Raw genomic sequence first — 17,078 nt, forward strand, 5'->3', positions numbered from 1 at the left:
GAAATAAATCTGTGAAGTCCCATCTTGATTCAAAACAGCTCATCTCAGGTTGCCTTTTCAAAACTTTCGAGGCGAGATCTATTAGAAATACTTCTACGTAATCTGATTTTAATTAAAAGTTAACTTTCCTTCTACCGGCCTCGTAAAAAGGTTTTCTCAAGCAGGCGTAGAAGCCACTTAAAGTTCATTCCCCTGCTATCAGCCTCTATCGCTGAGCCTACTGTCTAAAAAATACGGAGTTAAGGAGTTCACTTTCCTACCATCGGCCTACCTGCTATTATGTGACCTCGTTATTGCTCTATTAAATTTTCTGTCTATGTTACGTATTAACTTTGAAAACGCGGTGTTTAAATTTTAAAATTTTACGACGCGCTACTTCTCATTAAATTTAAAGAATAAAAAGGGGTGACGTACCGCCATCTTTCAACTCCCTTGCCGCGAAAAATATCGCCTTTAGAATAGATTGTTTTTCAACATCCATCCGTTTTCTCTTCTCTAATACGCATCTTATAATTTTTCCATGACAACCGTATATATTTTTGCAGTAATTTTTATTTTCTGGCTCGCCTTCAGATTTTTTGGTAAGTTCCTCGAAAACACTTACAAGGTAAAAGAAGAGGAACCCGTCCCCTCAAAGGAGAAATACGACGGCGTCGACTACGTTCCGACAAATAAATTGGTATTGCTTGGACATCACTTTTCATCCATCGCCGGCGCTGGACCCATCGTTGGGCCTATCATTGCGGGACTTGCCTTTGGCTGGGCACCGGCTATTCTCTGGATAGTACTCGGCTCCATCTTCATCGGCGGAGTTCATGACTTCTCTTCCCTGATAATTTCCATAAGACACGGTGGCAGATCCGTAGCAGAGGTAGCCAAAAAATACATCAACAAAAGGACTTATAAGATTTTTCTCGTTTTCATATGGCTCGCCTTAATGTACGTGGTTGCAGTATTTCTTGACCTCAGTGCAGACACCTTTGCTAAGGAACCGGCGGTTGCTCAGGTCAGCATCCTTTACATTTTCGTCGCAATCCTGTTCGGCATTTCCCTCTACAGGCTCAAGATCAAACTCGGTTTATCAACCTTAATTGCCTTAATCATAGTCTTTGCAGGAATCGTCTATAGCCTCGGTAACCCCTTTTTGGTTCTTACAAAGAGTGCTTGGATCTGGATTTTAATTGGATATTGCTTTTTAGCGTCCATCCTTCCGGTATGGTTCCTCTTACAGCCACGGGACTATCTCTCAAGCTACTTTCTCTACTTTACAGTAATAATTGGCCTTATAGGCCTTATCTTTGGAAGAAACCAGATTAACTACCCAGCCTTTGTGAGCTTTAGCTCCCCATCCATTGGACCTCTGATTCCCTTTATGTTTATAACCATTGCTTGCGGCGCCATTTCTGGATTCCACTCCCTCGTCGCCTCGGGAACCACATCCAAGCAGCTCGATAGCCCTAAAAATGCCAGATTCGTCGCCTACGGCGGGATGCTTTTGGAAGGTGTGGTTGCTGCCATTTCTCTTTCAACGGTGATGATCCTTACAAAAGGTCAAACAGGCTCTAACCCTCAGCAAATTTATTCGGAAGGAATAGGGAAGTTCTGCTCTATAGTAGGCATCAATCCAAGGGCAGGGCAAATCCTCGGCTACCTTGCCATATCCGCCTTCATATTGACCACGGTGGACACTGCAACCAGAATCGCAAGGTACATCTTCCAGGAACTCTTTGAGATTAAAGAAAGCTTAGGCTCCAGAATCTTTGCAACGGTTATTTCCCTTATTTTGCCGATTTTACTATTAAATATGAAATTGAGGGACTTCTCCGGAAATATCGTGCCCGTTTGGAAAGTAGTCTGGCCCATATTCGGAACCACCAACCAGCTCCTTGCAGCCCTCGTCCTACTCATAATCTATGTGTGGGTGAAAAGAGAAAACTTCAAACACTCCTTAGCCATAATTTTGCCTATGATATTTATGCTGGCAATGACCCTGACCGCTCTCAGCTACACCATCGTAGTCAAAATGATTCACAACCAATACGATGTTATTACAATTACCTCTATGATCCTCTTTGCCCTTGCCATTTTTGTTGTAATTGAGTCAATTTCAGCCATAAGGGGAAAAGAAGCCTGAATCAGGCTAAATTACTGGAGGGGAAATGTTAATAGTCGCCTTTATCATTGAAATCCTCATAATGATCGGGGTGCCCATTGTTTTATGGTCATACCTGACAAAAAGATTTAACCTAACTATGAACCTTGTTTGGGCCGGTGCAATAACCTTCATTCTTTCTCAAGTCGTTCATCTGCCACTTAACTATGTCCTCGGCCTTCTAAGAGGCGGTAAAGGAGTTGCGCTCTGGCCACTACCAGCGATGGCCCTTGTTGCGGGACTCTCCGCCGGGGTATGTGAAGAATTAGCGAGGTATCTCGCCCTCAAATTCTGGAAAAAGGAAGCACGTTCCTGGGAAGAAGGAATTACCTTTGGGGCAGGTCATGGTGGAATGGAATCTTTAATCCTCGGACTCCTTGTATTTTCAACCTCTATCAATATGCTCATAATGAAAAGCGGCGGCCTGGAAAGGCTTGGGTTAAGTGGAGAGGACTTCCTTAGACTCAAATCCCAGGTCGAGGCCTTCTGGTCAGTCCCCTGGTATGTGCCACTTCTTGGCGGCTTAGAGAGAATCTTTGCAATTACTATGCACCTTGCCTGGACTCTACTGGTACTCCAATCCATCGTAAGGTCAAATATACTCTGGCTATTTTACGCTATCTTAGGACATACCCTTGTCGATGGCATAGCAGTATTTATGAAAATGAAAGTATACTCGACGATTCTGATGGAGACGGTAGTTTTCATTTTCGCCCTTTTTGCATTGTGGGTCATAATAAAGCTAAGAAAACCTGTGGAAAGACCAACAAGGGAAATCCAATAGCATTAGATAAAAAACTAACATTCTTTTAGAAAGCCTGCTCGGTAAAGGTACTAAAGTTCCGCTATTTTTAACAGGATTTGAATCCAATCAAATGGACACATTTAATTGTGTTCCAATCCCATTAAACTTGACTTTTCAAACGGAATGCAATGTAATCTAAAAGTGGCTACGTAAGAACAAATAGAGAGATTCCATCGCCTATGGAGAGCTGATGTAGATAAACTCCCTGAAGGCTACATCTACGGCGACGATCTAAAGCTAAACCCCACCATCTTCTCAAACTTTGTTTTCTTATTAGATAATTTCGAAAAAGAGGGGCTCGTAGACTTAGAAAAAATAAATTTAATTGCAGGAATAAGAGGCATCGGCAAAACCACCCTCCTTGCACAAATATATCACCTTCAAAGATACATTGTACCCGAAGGTTTAGACTACCCGGGCCTTATTTCGAAAATTCCGCACAAAATTCACTTAGATGTCGCAAGGCTGATAGCCGATGAGATTGTTCTTAAAAATCTTTTGATACCACGAAAAGACATAAAAACGTACATGTAATAGCAACAGGATCCTGCGCACTAAAAGTGGAGCTGAACCCCGATCTATCCCGTAGATCAACAATAACGGAGATGTATTCCTTAAAGTTTAGCGAGCTTACCACTCTCAACTTCCCATCCTTATTTAGTGAACACGCCTCTTACATGAAGAAATTACCAAAAGATTTTACAGAAGTGGTTTTAAACTGTAACAATGCAAAAGATCGGTATGGGTTCCGAAGCGATATCCCAAAAGATGTCTCTTCTATTTACAGTACCCTCAAATATGGAAGAAGACTATTTTTATTTCGGGGGATTTCCCTTCCATTTGGGAAGGAAATTGAAGGCACCATTAGCATGGACTCCCACAAGCTCTGCAAGGCCCTTGGTCTTGACTTTGGAACTTTAAAGAGTTTTTTATCGATGCCTTAGTAAAAAGCGGGCTTCTCCTCGAGGTAAAGAGTTACAGCGAAAAATTTGCTGTCTCTCCCTCATTAAGAGTTAGTGATCTAAAGGGTATTATCCCCCTGAACCGAAAAGACTACATCGCCTTAACCTTCCTGCAAGAATTTAAAGATAGAGTTTGATTACGGTGAAATATCCCTTGCGCACGACCCTACAAAATACCTCTGGAATACTGGCTTTTTACTTAGAGATCCAAAAATTCAAACAATGGGCTAAGAGTCTTTAATCCTCTGGGATTTCAAAATCCATCAGATCAGGATATTTTTCCCGTTTTTCCTTAGCCTTTTTCTTTTCCTCTTCTTCCTTAATCTTCTCCTCTGGAGTCTTTTCCTTTACCTCTTCCTCCGGGTGGAACTCCATAACAAAATCGTAAAAATCGTGGATATTAAGTTCTTCTTTTTCCTCATGGGATACTTCTTCTTCAATACCAAAGTCAAATTCACCTTCACTAAACTCTCCAAAGATACTACGAACCTCATCTATCAGGATATCAAAGGCGCCCCTTTCCTTCATTTTAACAAGAACATTTATTGCAGAATTCTTAAGCTTCCCCGATGCCTTCCCAAGAATTTCGACTAACAGGCTTAGGGCTTTGACAACCTCATACTTGTTTGAAAAATTATAATCCGCAATTTTTTCGAGAATCTTTATTCGCTCTTCCTGCTTCGCCTTCTTAAATTCTTCAAAAAGCTCATCTATAGGTGCCAACATTGTAAAATTTTACACCCATAAGACTTAATATGCAACAAATTTTATGTAATTAAAAAACAAATTAACTCAAGCCCCGCCCAAATCAGCTATTCTCCTGTGTTTGTCACTAACCATAACGAGATTTTTGAGCCGTGCAGACTCACAAATTCAAGGCGCTTTCTCGCTTAAAAGACACTTCATCCATATTCTATAAAGCAAAATAAGACTCACATTACTGGGTACCCACCTTTACAGAAATAAAAAAAATCACTTTTGAAAAATCTTGGCGAAGTTTCACTGGTACTTTTCGCCCTAATACAAAGTATAATAGCATTACCACTTCGGGGTCGTTTCTCAAAAATAGCCAGACTTCTACTTGCCAATACAATGGATTTTAGCCCCCTTGACATTTCATACCCCAACATTCATAATTACATACCGACCAGTCGGTATAAAAGGAGTAAAAAATGGAACAACCCGAAACTAAAACCAGGATCTTAAAGGCAGGAGAGGAGCTCTTTTCCCTCAAAGGATACGATGCGACCTCCATACAGGAAATCTGTGAAAAGGCCGAGGTGAGCAAAGGTGCCTTTTTCCATTACTTCCCCACTAAAGAAAGTTTCTTCCTTGAAATTCTTGACCTTTGGCTAAAAGACCTCACATCACGAATCAACGAATATGTCAAAAATGCGCAAAACATCTACGATAGTCTGTTAAAAATGACTGAACTCTTCAAAGAAATTTTTAAGGAATCAAGGCCCAAATTCCTACTGTTTATCGAATTTCTAAGGGCAGGTATAAGAGACGAAAATATCCTCAAAAAACTTTCCGAATATTTTGAACTCTATACTAACTATTTCGCTCAGATCATCGCTGAAGGAATTCAAAAAGGGATAATAAAACCGGTGGATCCGAAAGTTACTGCTCACGTTATAGTATCCTATGCAATAGGAACCATTGAACAGGAAATCTTTAAATCCGATAATCAAATGGAAGAAATAAGCAGGGAAGGCATAAAGCTCATCCTCGAGTCCATTAAAAAGGAGGATTAAAAATGAAGGTGCTTTTAACAGGCGCCTTTGGAAACATTGGACAAAGTGCCATTGAGGCCCTTGTAAATCAGGGCGACCAGGTGAGATGTTTTGATTTAAAAACCAGAAGGAATGTCAAAATTTTCAAAAAGTTAAAGAAAAGATACAAAGACAGTGTCGAGGTATTCTGGGGAGACATCACAAAGGAAGAAGACATAGAAAGGGCACTAAAAGGCACAGAGGTTGTCGTTCATCTCGCCTTTATCATACCAAAACTTTCTGCAACAGGCTTAGAATCAGAAAAGGTCCCGGAGATCGCCTACAAGGTAAATGTTGAGGGGACGAGAAATCTTATAAAGGCCATGGAAAAACTGGGAAAACCAGAAAAGATAATTTTTACATCCTCTGTTCATGTTTTCGGAATAACTCAGCATCTTTCTCCACCAAGGAAACCCGATGACCCCGTTAACCCACCCGAGCACTATTCAAGGCACAAAGTAGAATGTGAAAATATGATTAAAAACTCCAATCTAAAATGGTCCATCTTTCGTTTAGCCGCATCCATGCCTATAAATCTGAAAATCGATCAAACTCTCTTTGAAATCAACTTGCAAAACCGAATGGAATATGTCCACACAAAGGATGTCGGATTAGCCATCGCCCACGGTGTAAGAAGTGAAGAGATATGGGGAAAAATACTCTTAATCGGTGGAGGAAAAAGGTGCTGGTATACTTACGGTGAAATCGTTGAAAAGGTCTTAGAAGGTATTGGCATAGGGACCTTCCCCAAGGAAGCCTTTTCCATGGAATACTTTGCCACTGACTGGATGGACACCGAAGAAAGCCAAAGACTTCTGAACTACCAGACAAGAACCATCGACGACTATGTAAAGGACATCCAAAAAGCCCTCGGCATAAAACTCTTCTTTATAAAACTCTTCCGCCCCACCATCCGCTATTTCCTCCTCAAAAAATCCCCCTACTACAGAACCCGAATAATACCACAAAGGGTAATCTGGTGGAACTACTGGAGAAGTCTAATTAAAAACATGGCGAAGTAGGGGCCATATTTCACGGCTAAATACTATCAGCAGGATGCATAAAATAACACTCGGCTTCAAATACAGCAATTGGGAATGCTCTTTTGGAAAAATGAAATAGTAAGCAAGTTTCTTTTTTTATCTCTTTTGGCGTCATGACCTCAAAAATTGTATTTTGTCTTTAGGATCTTTTTTCCAAAGAAAGATCATTCCCAGTTAGATGACTTTTATGATTTCTATAAGAGAATCAATTTAATCGCGAACCTTGTATTGTCTCAAACAGACTTTTTTGCATATCCAGAAGAGCAATTCCTCCACGTTCAATGTCAGTTAACAACTCGCTAATTGTTTTACTTACTAACGCCGGGTTAAAACCCTAACCTCCTTTCAGAGGTATTTATACTAACAACACCAGTCATTTCAATTCTGCGATGTTCACTAAAATTTAAGGTTAATCATTAATCAGCATACATCGAGTTATTCTCAAAACTCCCCCTCCTCAAACAAACTCAACTCACCAAAAGCCCTAATTCATTTTCTTCTCAATTTCCCCACTTCTTCGTTTCTCTAAATATTCCAGCTTCTCCTGGGCTTGAGTAAAATCGGGTTTAATTTTCAAAACTTCTTTCAATTCCTTCTCAGCCCCTTCAAAATTTCCTACCTTTTCACAAAGCAACGCCAAACCGTAATGAGCAAGAACATCATTGGAATTACGCCTAATTCTCTCCAAATATTTAAGTGCCTCATCTAAAATCTCAACAAAGTTAAGTTTTTCCTGGAAAGCCGGCTTCGATCTCCTGAATTCAATCCTTCCCGATACCGATAGAATGCGCGGGTGTAACTTCATAAAATCATAAGACTTTATTTTAAAATTGGCTAAAGAGTCACTCCATTTTAAATATTCTGGGTCCTTCTTTTCCACTTCATAGAGCATAAGTTCAGCCACTTCATAACATTTCACTTTTTCCATCAACTTTGAAATAAAGAAGGCATACTCCGGCCTTAAATCCCGACGGCCACATGACATGAGACGGGTTGAGAACAAAATTAAGATATCATCATATCTCTCCAATTGGAACATTAGTAATGCGAGTAATAACTCAATATCCGTATAGTCAAGCCACTCAAAAACTATATATTCAAGAGCTTTAAAGTATTCAATCTCAGCTTCATCATACCGGCCAAGGTAGTGGTACAAGTAACCGAGATAATAGGAGGCAATACCTGTAAGTTTTTTGTATTTTTTCTCCGCTTCCTCAAACTTCCCAAGATACTGCAAAAAATTCCCATAGAGCAAAGTGTTGAAAATATCATCAGGCCGAAGCCTCTCCATCTCTTCGAACTCTCTCAACGCATCGTCAAACCTTAAAGTATACCAATAAACCTCTGCCAAATATCTATGAGCCTCTGCAAAATCAGGGTTTAATCTCAAAACCTCTCTCCAAGCTCTTATAACTTCGTCCTGGTTGTCAAGCCCCTTATACCACATCAAATCAAATAGGTCCTTTGCCAAAGTTACCCACGCATCAAAAAAGTCAGGATCATAGTCAACTGCTTTTTTCAGGTACTCTACCCTTGTCTCAATGTCTTCAAGAGAATGAGGTACGATAAGGCAATAACCATCGCTATAGCGCCTGTAAACCTTTTCACGCCTGAGTTTTAAGATGTTAAAAGAATAAGGCAAGCCGAAGGTGAGAACATAATCTCCTGAAGCTTTTTCGTAAATCTCACCCGCCTCTGAGTTAACAACATCAAAGGTTTTAGCGTAGAGATAAAAAAGTTCTGCATCTTTATAACCACGCGCTAATGCGTGCTCCAAGACCTTCCTACCCCCAGGGAATTTGCCATCAAAATTAAAGAGTTTTATAAAATTAATCTCCTGAAATGGATTAAGTTCTATAGCTTTCAGCAAAACATCATCACCAGGATAATGTCCGCTCTTGGCACATCTCTTTATGTATTCTATTGGATCAGATGCCTCATCGACTCCCATCGCCTTCACTAAAACCTCGTCACTTCCTGCAAACTTCCCCTCAAAGGAAAACATCTTTACATAATCACTCGCATGTTCAGGATCTATCTCAAAAGCCTTTAATAACACTTCATCCCCAGGATACTTACCGCGAGAAGCTATCGCTTCCAAGTATTTTTTGACATTTTGGGGGTCAACTTCCAACAATTTAAGAACTATCTCCTTACCACCGCTATAACCACCTCTAAATTTCGCCCTTGCCAACCCCAAAAGTGCTCTTGGTAAATCGGGTTTTAAATTAAGAGCATAATTAAAGGCATTAATTGCCCAGTCAGTCTCTCCAAGTTTTAGGTATGCTTCGCCTAACTCACAATAGGTTTCAGCATCAGCAAGGCCAGCTTTAATTTTTTCCTCGCATTTTTTGATCTCTTTGAAAAGTTCTCTATAATCTTTATCTTTCATAACCGAACTTATATATTCATAAGCTTTTTCCCGCGTCTTATCCCCCTCCTCTAAAATCCTCAAAGCTTTCTTAGAAAACTCGTCATCTTCCTTCTTTTTTAAGATTTCTTGGAATATCTTTTTGGCCTCATCTTTGTATCTGTATCTCGCATTCACAAACATAAAACCAACCTTTTTCTGAATCTCATCAATCTCTTTAATGAAAGCCCAGAACCCACGAGCCTTGTCGCCATTTAATCTCTCTAAGAACATCTCACCCATAAGGTATTCAATCATTTCATCCCTCTTAAGTCCGGCGACTTCGGTGCTTTTGATATGGTTTCTTAATTTCTCGACTAGTTCCGATTCTTTAGGCTGAGAGTGGAAAACATCTTTGCGGTAAAGCTGCCTCTTAAGCCACCTCTCATAAAACAGATCTGCCAAGTAGTATAAATGCAGAGAACGCATCATATAAATTAAATCATAAATGTAAATTCTAAAATTCCGTGATCTTTTCATTCCAGCAATTATCAAATCCTGTCCTCCGTGACTTATAATATCGGAAATCACTTGAGAATAATACCTTGCCCCCTCGAAATCTGGATCAATTTTTAGGATCTCATTGAATTCCTCCAGCGCCTCCTCTAAACGTAACAGGCCTTTAAGCAAAAGAGCAAGTCTATAACGAGCCCTTAAATTCCTGGGATTGGCTTCTAAAACTTTCCGATATTCCTCGATTGCTAAATCAGGGAAAACACTCTCATAATGAAGAAAACTGGCAAGCATGTATCTCACTCTAGGATCTTCAGGTAAAGTCGAACTCAGTTTTTTTAGCTTATCGATACAAGGTTTTGCATCCTCTTCATCCAATTCTTTATCTATCTCCAACACAAAAGAATCGCCTTCCGGATGGCTTTTCTTCAAGATAAAGGCAAGCCGAGAACCATAAATATGAAACCACCTTGAAAGCCACGAAAACACCTGCATTCCTCGGTTGCATCTCATTATACAAGTTATTCCCACTCTCCAATAGTGAAAGGTAAACACGGGCTCAGTAGGTTCATTGTATAGGCATTTGGGGTCTAATGGGACCACATCTTTTATATTTTGTAGATTTATATTTACCCACTCATCTGTCATTTACCCCCTCTCCTTTTTTAAAAAAATTTCCATTAACTTTCTTAATTTTCACAACCTAAAACCTTTTAACTAATCCCCCAAAAATTTTTCCAATAACCAAGCCCACAAAATTACCACCGCCCTGTTTAACTTTGCTTTCCACTTGCAAAGGCAGTTATGGGGACAAAACCTTAACGGGAGGGGGAACCTCGGCCTCGGACGAGAGGTAATGAAAGGTCACCAATACCAATTTACCTTCGCCACAGTTCTCTAATGAAAACCGCGTCCTGATTCTCTAAAATAAGTTTAGAGACCAAGAGACGGAATTTAGCTTTCATCCATTTATATGAAGTATATACATTATAAGGGAAAAAACATGAAAATTCAAGTTTCTCGTATTATAGAGGAGTTTAGCCAGAACCGAATTTAATTCATCAAAAACCCAGCATAAGGAGTTTTCGGGCATACTGACGTTTTTACCATAACCAAAGAGGTAAGGCAGATTACACGAATTAACAATTAAAAAGTCCATTGTTTTTAGACTATAAAAAAACCAAAAGCTTATCCATTTATTTAACTCTCAATTCGAGAGCTGTTTGCACACTCTTGTAGAGCTCGGCGGACATTAAACCTACTAATATCTGACTCTAAATGTGGACCCGATTCAATCTCGCCTAAAGGAGAAACCCTGACACAGACCAAAGTTCTAATTCTCCCTTATCTTTCTTACCCTTTCTAAGGAAATAGCCCTGATATAAATTTCTTCCTGTCCCTTTTGATAATTGTAGATATACCCGTTAGAGTAGTAGCCAAAGGCCATACCCACGAGGAAGGCAAGTAAAACGGGACAAGAAAGGAAAAAATGAAAACATTTAAAAGAATGTTCCTTTCTTAAATCTTGAATAATACTTGAAATCGACCTTGCAACATCGATAAACTCCTGCGGCTCTAAATTACCCTTTCTTTCATGTTCAATAACCAATATCGACGGTCTTTTTGGCAAAATCTTTGCTATGTAATTAGTGGCATCAGCAACTGCCTCGTGATGTGCAAAGGAAAGGATCACCGCTATTTCATCCAATTCCCCCTTTTCGAAGGTGTATTTTACGGATTCAGAACTAACATTTCTTTCCTTTAAGCTCCTTATATTTTCTACAGGTATTTTAACAAACTGGTTGTTTTGGAAATGGTACAAAGTTAAGGGATTCTGGCTTCCATAAACCATACCTAAGGCCATACCCAGTGAAGCAGGGCCCCTCATCGCAAAATGAATATGTTCCCGACCAGAGAGTTTGCTTCTTATGGTTGAAAGGCGATGGTAAAACTTTTCTACACTATGTACCCAATCGTCCTCTCCACTCAGAGAGCCAGTAGTTATATAGAGATCCTCCTGGCCTATAGAATAAAAAGTTGAAAGGCCCCTAAGGAGTTCACTGAGGTCAATTCCGATGCTAACGGTAAAAGTTTCAAATTCAGACTGTGGGCTCTGTATGTTAGAAGTTACATAAAAGGGTATATCAAAGACCGTGCGGTCTAACCAATCCTTAATTAACTTTACATTGGGCACAAATAAAGGCTCGATCAGCCTTTTTCCGTAACTCTTGCAAGCTTCTCTTTTTTTCTCTATTTCTCCCACATCGTAAATGTTGCCTTCCTTATCTATTCTCCCCGTAAAGACAAGTTCTGGCGGTAGATTGTCGACTACAAGGGCGACGGCAAGGGGTAACATAAAACTTTTCCCAACAAACTCATCTTTAAAAAACACCGCGAAATTCGTTTCAGCAAAATCGGAGACCGTTTTTAAATCTCTCTTCACATCCGGTAAATTCGTTATATTTTTCGAAGTTCCTTTAATCACTAACATTTCACTCAAAAAACCTTTACCCTCCTTCACAAGCACCAAGGGAACGATTCTTCCACTTTCTAACAAAATCTTCCTCGCATCTTCCTGGGAAATTTTCAAGGCCTTAGAAAATGCATCTAAAGGAACCGGTATCCTCATCTCTCTTAAGTACTTCACAATTTCATATTGGGCTTCCACACCAAAACTCTGAAATTGTTCTAAAATTTCTCCGATATGGTCATTTATTAAACCAGACTTTAGAAGCTTCACAAAGTGAGGAACCTCAAAGTCATAAAAGCTGTACATGGAGCTTCCCCTCCAAATCGTAGTTTTTGCCCTTGAGCTTTAACTTAATAGGTGAAGTTTCAACGGACCCCCTGTAAAGTTCCCTATCACCATATTTAACAATAATCTCTTTCCCTAAAATTTCCATAGGCAAATAAAGGTACACAGTATCCCCTTCTCTTACGCCAAGCCAGTTTTCCCCCTTCAAGGCTTCCTGGGTTGCAGCATAGGCTAAAGCCAATTCCTCTTCCACCTCTTCAGGCATCTCGATGATAAATTCTTTCTTTTCTTCTTTATCCAAGGCAATGAGGACACTCGCCACTGAAAAGGGACTTATCCTATCCCGTTCCTTTTTTAAAAACCGCAATGTCCAGAGGCTTGAACCCTGGTGCTCCGCTTTTTCCACATAATCTAAAACCTTTGAAATCACCCTTTCATTAACACGCGTAAGAGTGCAAGAGTATTTAAACAATAGCTCTCTAAGAAAGTAGTATTTGTAAGGCAGAGGACTTATGGTGAGGCTATACTTTTTAATCTTTATTTTGGGTGGAATCCGAGAAGTTTTGGCAAGGATCCAATATTCAGTGAAAGGGACCACCTCAAAAAGCTCCTCAGAAAGCTGTTTTGTTATCAATAAATAAAAGGGGGGATCTACATTGAAAATCCTCACATCCCCAATAAACACTTCCCTCTTTTCGTTGCACTCTACAAGCAGATTTTTCTCGCCTTTTCTCAGCAATTCAAGATAGCCTTGGTAGATCCGTTTCTCCAAATCAAAAGGAATCGCGAAGTTACCATTTTCCATTGGCACATCCTTATCACTATTTATTTAAACGGTTTCTATTGCAAATTTCTGACAAAACCCTTATAGCCCAATAATCGAGCTCCTCCACTGTGGCCCCTGACTTATCGAAGAAACTCTTAAGTTCATCTCTAATCCTCTTCCACATCTGATAAAAGGCATCCGACTTTTTCTCGCCTTTACCTTTCTCCACCCCTTCATAAATCTCCCTTAATTTCTTGCAAAGGACCTCTTTTTTCTTATCACTCCACCCGGCAATGAAGGCAAGGGCCCTTTCAACCCTTAAATAATCAATTGGTTCTGGATTCTCAACGAACACATAATCCTGACCTAAATCATCTTCCTCCGATTCCTCCACTGCGTAGCTCTCAAGATAATTAGGACGCATTAAGGCATCTCCAGCGGCCTTGGAAAGAAGATCAACAATAGCATTCTTAACCATTGTTTTTAAGTATGCCTTATTGATCTTTGTTTTCCCTTTAAATAGACTCTCCTTCGCCCGAACCTTCAAGCAAAAGTCTGAAAAAATCGACTCGAAAAGGTCCTCTCCCCTTTCTTGATAATAATTTTCTAAGAAAGAGAGCAAATTCAATTCAAAGACCACTTCTTTTATTACACTTACAATCCTTAATTTATCTTCCTCAGTGAAACTCCAGTCCAAAATTCTTCGTATTATTTGTAAAAAATCAGCTTCTGCCACTGCAAAACCTCTGAAGTTGTTCTAAGTTATAACATACGCCCGCCTTGATGAAATACTTGGGAATATCACCAAAATACATAGAAATACAATATTCCCCCATCAAATAGCTTTTAATCCTCGGATCAACGCATCTTTTTCGGTCCGGGCATCGGGCGTTTTCCAGGTCACAATCAAGAATCAAGTTTACCGATTCCTTTCCACCTTTTGTGGTCAAGAAAACTATTTTAAACTCTGAATTCTCAGGGCGATCTTGAAAGGCCAAGGCAGGTCTTTTGGTCCTTCCAGCAGCAGACCCAAGATTGATTCTGTATCGCGCCTCAAGCCAACGGAGAATCACATCACCACAAGCACAAAGCAAAAGCACCTCTTTCTTCGAATCATAAAAGGATGGCCTTTTGCTTAAAACTTCTTTTAGTTTTTCACCCAGAAACATTTACATTAATTATAAACAATTATAAACAAAAATACGCGGAATAAAACAAAGTTTACAGGTAACGGGTGGGATATGCCTTGACTACTCCCACAAACTCCTTGTAAAGCTGCCTCCGATCAAAGATGTAAAATATAATGGAATCTTTAGACTCGTCTATCACACCCTTCAATTCGTGCTTTAATTTAATAAATTGGCTTCCACTCAGGTGTCCCTCCAAAACAGAATTTTGGAGCCAGAAGAGGTACTTCCTCGCAACCTTCAATACCTTTGCAACTCTTTTTTGTTCTACATCATACACCAAAATTATAAACACCATTACCACCTCGAAAGATAAGGAACAAACTCACGAATCCCCAAGAGATGCTTTTCCAACTTTAACGCCTCCCTCCGAAGCAACATCCTGTAAGTCAAATAAACCTTTTTCTCCCTATCATAAAAAACCTCGTTCATCTTCTTCTCGAACTCTTCTGAGAATAGACTTAGTCCATGCCTATTGAGATAAACTCCGCCTGCTTCTTTTCGAAAATGTTCTGCCTTTACAACATTCTTATTTATCAGTGAGAATATCACCCTGTGCGGAATCAAAGGTTTAAATACCTCTGCAATATCGAGGTGTAGTGTCAATTTTTTATCTATTGGAGAGTGCAGGTAGCCAATACGGGGATCCAAATGGGTCTTATAAATTTCTGATAGAACATAAGAGTATAAGAGGGCATTACCAAAGCTAATTAATGCATTCAAAGGGTTATGAGGAGGCTTTCTACTTCTGTATTCAAAAGCAAAGTCTTCCTTTTCAATAATGACTTCAAAGGATTTATAGTAGCACTCCCAAATCTTCCCCTCAAGGGCGAGGAGATCTTCTTGAGATTCTTGAAAATCCAGCTGGTCGGCCAATTTCTCAATCTGCTCAATGTGAAATGCTAAATTTTTGCCCCTTCTATGATAATACTTCAAAACCGTTAACATGTTAAGTGCCGCGCCACGAACGAATCTTATCGCCAGGTCTAACCTCTTCCTTTCATCAATAAAGAATTCGACCTGTTTTATAAGGGTTTTACCGTGAGAATTAAACTCAAAGGGGTAATAAGTACCCAAGTAAGTGCCATGAAAATCGAAAAAATGAATCAGCACGCCTTTTCTTGAAAGATAAACAATTAAGTTTTTGCTGATGTCAACATTGCCCAAAAGAAAAAGGTCACTTATCATCTCCACTGGCAAACGCCTTTTCTGCCCCGATTTTTCAACAAACAAAACGGTATTTTGATCCCTTACCATTTCTCCGTCTGAGAATATGAAGAAAGGCGCCCTCATAATTACAACCCTTAAAAAGCTTCAGTGGGAAACTACTCTTATATTAAACACTTAAGAAGAAGTAAATTTGACATCCTCATAAATTAAGATTTTTTCGGCCGTTAAAAGCCTAAAATAGGCTTGCAAAACCGAGGTAATTCAATGCCCATTTGCGACACAGCAAAATTCACAAAAGTTTCTACAGAAACATTCAGAAAGTTTTGATTTAAGGTCAGAGACAAAATTTAAAAAGATTTAGACCCCGCCCATACCTTTTCAGAAGTAACTTTTCAACTGTGATCAAAATGGGATTTTTTAAATCGTTAAGACTTCAAGTAAAAAGAGCAATTACTTGAGTTAACCGAGAAAAAACTCAAGTCGTGATCCCAAATAACCTCAGCACATCTTTTCTTTAAAAGTATTTAAAAACCTTTAAAGTCCTACCAGTCTTGATACATGCCCCTCAATAAATGTTCTTTGTACCCTATTTACTTCTGCAATTTAGCAGGTCCATCAGTGAAATGAGTATATTGTATTTACTACAGCGCTTTGCTTTCTAAAAAGTTGAAATAGCAAAGTACAATAATCTTTCTTGCTTTCAATCTTTTAAAACGGGCTTCTCAGTTTATTCTTCTAAACTTTAGAAACTTTAACCTTTCGGCTTCTGATCCTCTGGCACAAGTCAACAACAAGTAGAAAAAAATACATCCCTTTTTACTCGATGTCCAGCATATCATCTTCCTTTTCGTTTCTCAAAATTATCGAAAGGCCCATTGAAACCTCCCTAACCCTGAATAGATCCGTATAATCTGAAACTCTAAAGCCAATGATCTTAAAATAAGTAAATAGAGTATCAAAATACCTTTGTGGGCTACTTAGAGGTAACTCAATCCCGTTGTGCTTCAAAGTTTTCATAAACTCTGAAAAAATATCGACGGCAGGTTTAACTCCGACTGAAAAATAGTAAATGTAGAGGTTATAAACATTGTCTAAAATAAAACTGTGGATGTCGTCAACTTCGGCCTCTATGTCTTCCATATATTTCCGAGCCATTTCCCTGAAAATATCCCATCCTTCAAAAGGTCGGTCAGTATACTGCGGATTCAACACCGGAGAAAAAATATGGAACACAGCTCCATTAGACCTCGGACCACTTGTAAACCTTTCGCCGGTGTCGCTTACGCCATGGACACCGAAGGAAAGAAGGTGGATGATGTCTATTACCTCATAGCTCCAGAGTCTTGCCCTCCGCACCACTCCAGTCTCGGCAAAAAAAACTCAACGCTACACCCAAAATATCCTCGTGACAGAGCTTCTCAACAAACTCATTGTTAAACTCTTCAACGGGTAAAAGTTTTAAAGGGTTATACAAGCCTGCCCTCCTTTTTAAAACTTCCTCCCAAGGCAAAGAGCCAAATTTTTAACCTCATTTTTACCTCAAAAGATCCTTTTTAACTTCTCTCCTTATTATCAAGTAAAAGCCCCAAACCTTTTCGTG

16 protein-coding genes are annotated in these 17,078 nt (G+C 39.5%); 5 read left to right on the top strand and 11 right to left on the bottom strand.

The window, feature by feature from the left end; translation table 11 throughout:
- Nucleotides 1–520 precede the first annotated feature (520 nt).
- The 3 genes from ABIM45_06495 to ABIM45_06505 all read left to right on the top strand — a co-directional run bounded on the left by ABIM45_06495 (nt 521) and on the right by ABIM45_06505 (nt 3,901).
- Nucleotides 521–2,134 carry a carbon starvation protein A gene (locus tag ABIM45_06495; GenBank protein ID MEO0239551.1) on the top strand — a complete coding sequence of 538 codons (1,614 nt, stop codon included), beginning with the start codon at nt 521–523 and terminating at the stop codon, nt 2,132–2,134.
- Nucleotides 2,135–2,159: 25 nt separating this feature from the next.
- Nucleotides 2,160–2,936 (top strand): YhfC family glutamic-type intramembrane protease, encoded by a 777-nt coding sequence (locus ABIM45_06500; protein ID MEO0239552.1) that lies wholly within the window; start codon nt 2,160–2,162, stop codon nt 2,934–2,936.
- A gap of 626 nt (nt 2,937–3,562) precedes the next feature.
- A complete protein-coding gene (locus tag ABIM45_06505) occupies nt 3,563–3,901 on the top strand; it encodes a hypothetical protein (GenBank protein ID MEO0239553.1) in 339 nt (112 codons plus the stop codon).
- A gap of 255 nt (nt 3,902–4,156) precedes the next feature.
- Here ABIM45_06505 and ABIM45_06510 read toward each other — a convergent pair whose 3' ends face one another.
- Nucleotides 4,157–4,645 carry a hypothetical protein gene (locus tag ABIM45_06510; protein ID MEO0239554.1) on the bottom strand — a complete coding sequence of 163 codons (489 nt, stop codon included), beginning with the start codon at nt 4,643–4,645 and terminating at the stop codon, nt 4,157–4,159.
- A gap of 446 nt (nt 4,646–5,091) precedes the next feature.
- Here ABIM45_06510 and ABIM45_06515 point away from each other — a divergent pair, with 446 nt between their 5' ends.
- On the top strand, nt 5,092–5,676 hold the full coding sequence (locus ABIM45_06515) for a TetR/AcrR family transcriptional regulator (GenBank protein ID MEO0239555.1): 585 nt from the start codon (nt 5,092–5,094) through the stop codon (nt 5,674–5,676).
- Between the two features lie 2 nt (nt 5,677–5,678).
- Nucleotides 5,679–6,716, top strand: a complete 1,038-nt coding sequence (locus ABIM45_06520; protein MEO0239556.1) for an NAD(P)-dependent oxidoreductase — start codon at nt 5,679–5,681, stop codon at nt 6,714–6,716.
- A 505-nt stretch (nt 6,717–7,221) separates the two neighbouring features.
- On the opposite strand, the gene ABIM45_06525 is transcribed toward ABIM45_06520, so the two are convergent.
- The 10 genes from ABIM45_06525 to ABIM45_06570 form a co-directional block, all read right to left on the bottom strand.
- Nucleotides 7,222–10,248 (bottom strand): tetratricopeptide repeat protein, encoded by a 3,027-nt coding sequence (locus ABIM45_06525; protein MEO0239557.1) that lies wholly within the window; start codon nt 10,246–10,248, stop codon nt 7,222–7,224.
- A gap of 313 nt (nt 10,249–10,561) precedes the next feature.
- Nucleotides 10,562–10,759, bottom strand: a complete 198-nt coding sequence (locus ABIM45_06530) for a hypothetical protein (GenBank protein ID MEO0239558.1) — start codon at nt 10,757–10,759, stop codon at nt 10,562–10,564.
- A 174-nt stretch (nt 10,760–10,933) separates the two neighbouring features.
- Nucleotides 10,934–12,376, bottom strand: coding sequence for an SAVED domain-containing protein (locus ABIM45_06535; GenBank protein MEO0239559.1), 1,443 nt, complete (start codon nt 12,374–12,376; stop codon nt 10,934–10,936).
- Nucleotides 12,360–13,160, bottom strand: coding sequence for a hypothetical protein (locus tag ABIM45_06540; protein ID MEO0239560.1), 801 nt, complete (start codon nt 13,158–13,160; stop codon nt 12,360–12,362). Before ABIM45_06540 ends, ABIM45_06535 begins: the two co-directional genes overlap by 17 nt.
- Before the next feature lie 16 nt (nt 13,161–13,176).
- Nucleotides 13,177–13,857, bottom strand: a complete 681-nt coding sequence (locus tag ABIM45_06545; GenBank protein MEO0239561.1) for a hypothetical protein — start codon at nt 13,855–13,857, stop codon at nt 13,177–13,179.
- On the bottom strand, nt 13,844–14,290 hold the full coding sequence (locus ABIM45_06550; GenBank protein MEO0239562.1) for a hypothetical protein: 447 nt from the start codon (nt 14,288–14,290) through the stop codon (nt 13,844–13,846). Before ABIM45_06550 ends, ABIM45_06545 begins: the two co-directional genes overlap by 14 nt.
- 52 nt (nt 14,291–14,342) lie before the next feature.
- Nucleotides 14,343–14,603 (bottom strand): CRISPR-associated endonuclease Cas2, encoded by a 261-nt coding sequence (cas2, locus tag ABIM45_06555; GenBank protein MEO0239563.1) that lies wholly within the window; start codon nt 14,601–14,603, stop codon nt 14,343–14,345.
- 2 nt (nt 14,604–14,605) lie between these two features.
- On the bottom strand, nt 14,606–15,601 hold the full coding sequence (gene cas1b, locus ABIM45_06560; GenBank protein ID MEO0239564.1) for a type I-B CRISPR-associated endonuclease Cas1b: 996 nt from the start codon (nt 15,599–15,601) through the stop codon (nt 14,606–14,608).
- A gap of 693 nt (nt 15,602–16,294) precedes the next feature.
- Nucleotides 16,295–16,834: a hypothetical protein gene (locus ABIM45_06565; GenBank protein MEO0239565.1), complete on the bottom strand. Its 540-nt coding sequence runs from the start codon at nt 16,832–16,834 to the stop codon at nt 16,295–16,297.
- Nucleotides 16,806–16,952 carry a hypothetical protein gene (locus ABIM45_06570; protein ID MEO0239566.1) on the bottom strand — a complete coding sequence of 49 codons (147 nt, stop codon included), beginning with the start codon at nt 16,950–16,952 and terminating at the stop codon, nt 16,806–16,808. The genes ABIM45_06565 and ABIM45_06570 overlap by 29 nt, the downstream gene beginning before the upstream one ends.
- Nucleotides 16,953–17,078 lie beyond the last annotated feature (126 nt).

The organism is candidate division WOR-3 bacterium (genome assembly GCA_039803545.1).
GTDB lineage: Bacteria > Hydrothermota > Hydrothermia > UBA1063 > UBA1063 > UBA1063.

Bases quoted from the DNA above. Each gene is read 5' to 3' on its own strand.
- ABIM45_06495 (MEO0239551.1), top strand. From the start codon at position 521: ATGACAACCGTATATATTTTTGCAGTAATTTTTATTTTCTGGCTCGCC.
- ABIM45_06500 (MEO0239552.1), top strand. From the start codon at position 2,160: ATGTTAATAGTCGCCTTTATCATTGAAATCCTCATAATGATCGGGGTG.
- ABIM45_06505 (MEO0239553.1), top strand. From the start codon at position 3,563: ATGTATTCCTTAAAGTTTAGCGAGCTTACCACTCTCAACTTCCCATCC.
- ABIM45_06510 (MEO0239554.1), bottom strand. From the start codon at position 4,645: ATGTTGGCACCTATAGATGAGCTTTTTGAAGAATTTAAGAAGGCGAAG.
- ABIM45_06515 (MEO0239555.1), top strand. From the start codon at position 5,092: ATGGAACAACCCGAAACTAAAACCAGGATCTTAAAGGCAGGAGAGGAG.
- ABIM45_06520 (MEO0239556.1), top strand. From the start codon at position 5,679: ATGAAGGTGCTTTTAACAGGCGCCTTTGGAAACATTGGACAAAGTGCC.
- ABIM45_06525 (MEO0239557.1), bottom strand. From the start codon at position 10,248: ATGACAGATGAGTGGGTAAATATAAATCTACAAAATATAAAAGATGTG.
- ABIM45_06530 (MEO0239558.1), bottom strand. From the start codon at position 10,759: ATGGACTTTTTAATTGTTAATTCGTGTAATCTGCCTTACCTCTTTGGT.
- ABIM45_06535 (MEO0239559.1), bottom strand. From the start codon at position 12,376: ATGTACAGCTTTTATGACTTTGAGGTTCCTCACTTTGTGAAGCTTCTA.
- ABIM45_06540 (MEO0239560.1), bottom strand. From the start codon at position 13,160: ATGGAAAATGGTAACTTCGCGATTCCTTTTGATTTGGAGAAACGGATC.
- ABIM45_06550 (MEO0239562.1), bottom strand. From the start codon at position 14,290: ATGTTTCTGGGTGAAAAACTAAAAGAAGTTTTAAGCAAAAGGCCATCC.
- cas1b (MEO0239564.1), bottom strand. From the start codon at position 15,601: ATGAGGGCGCCTTTCTTCATATTCTCAGACGGAGAAATGGTAAGGGAT.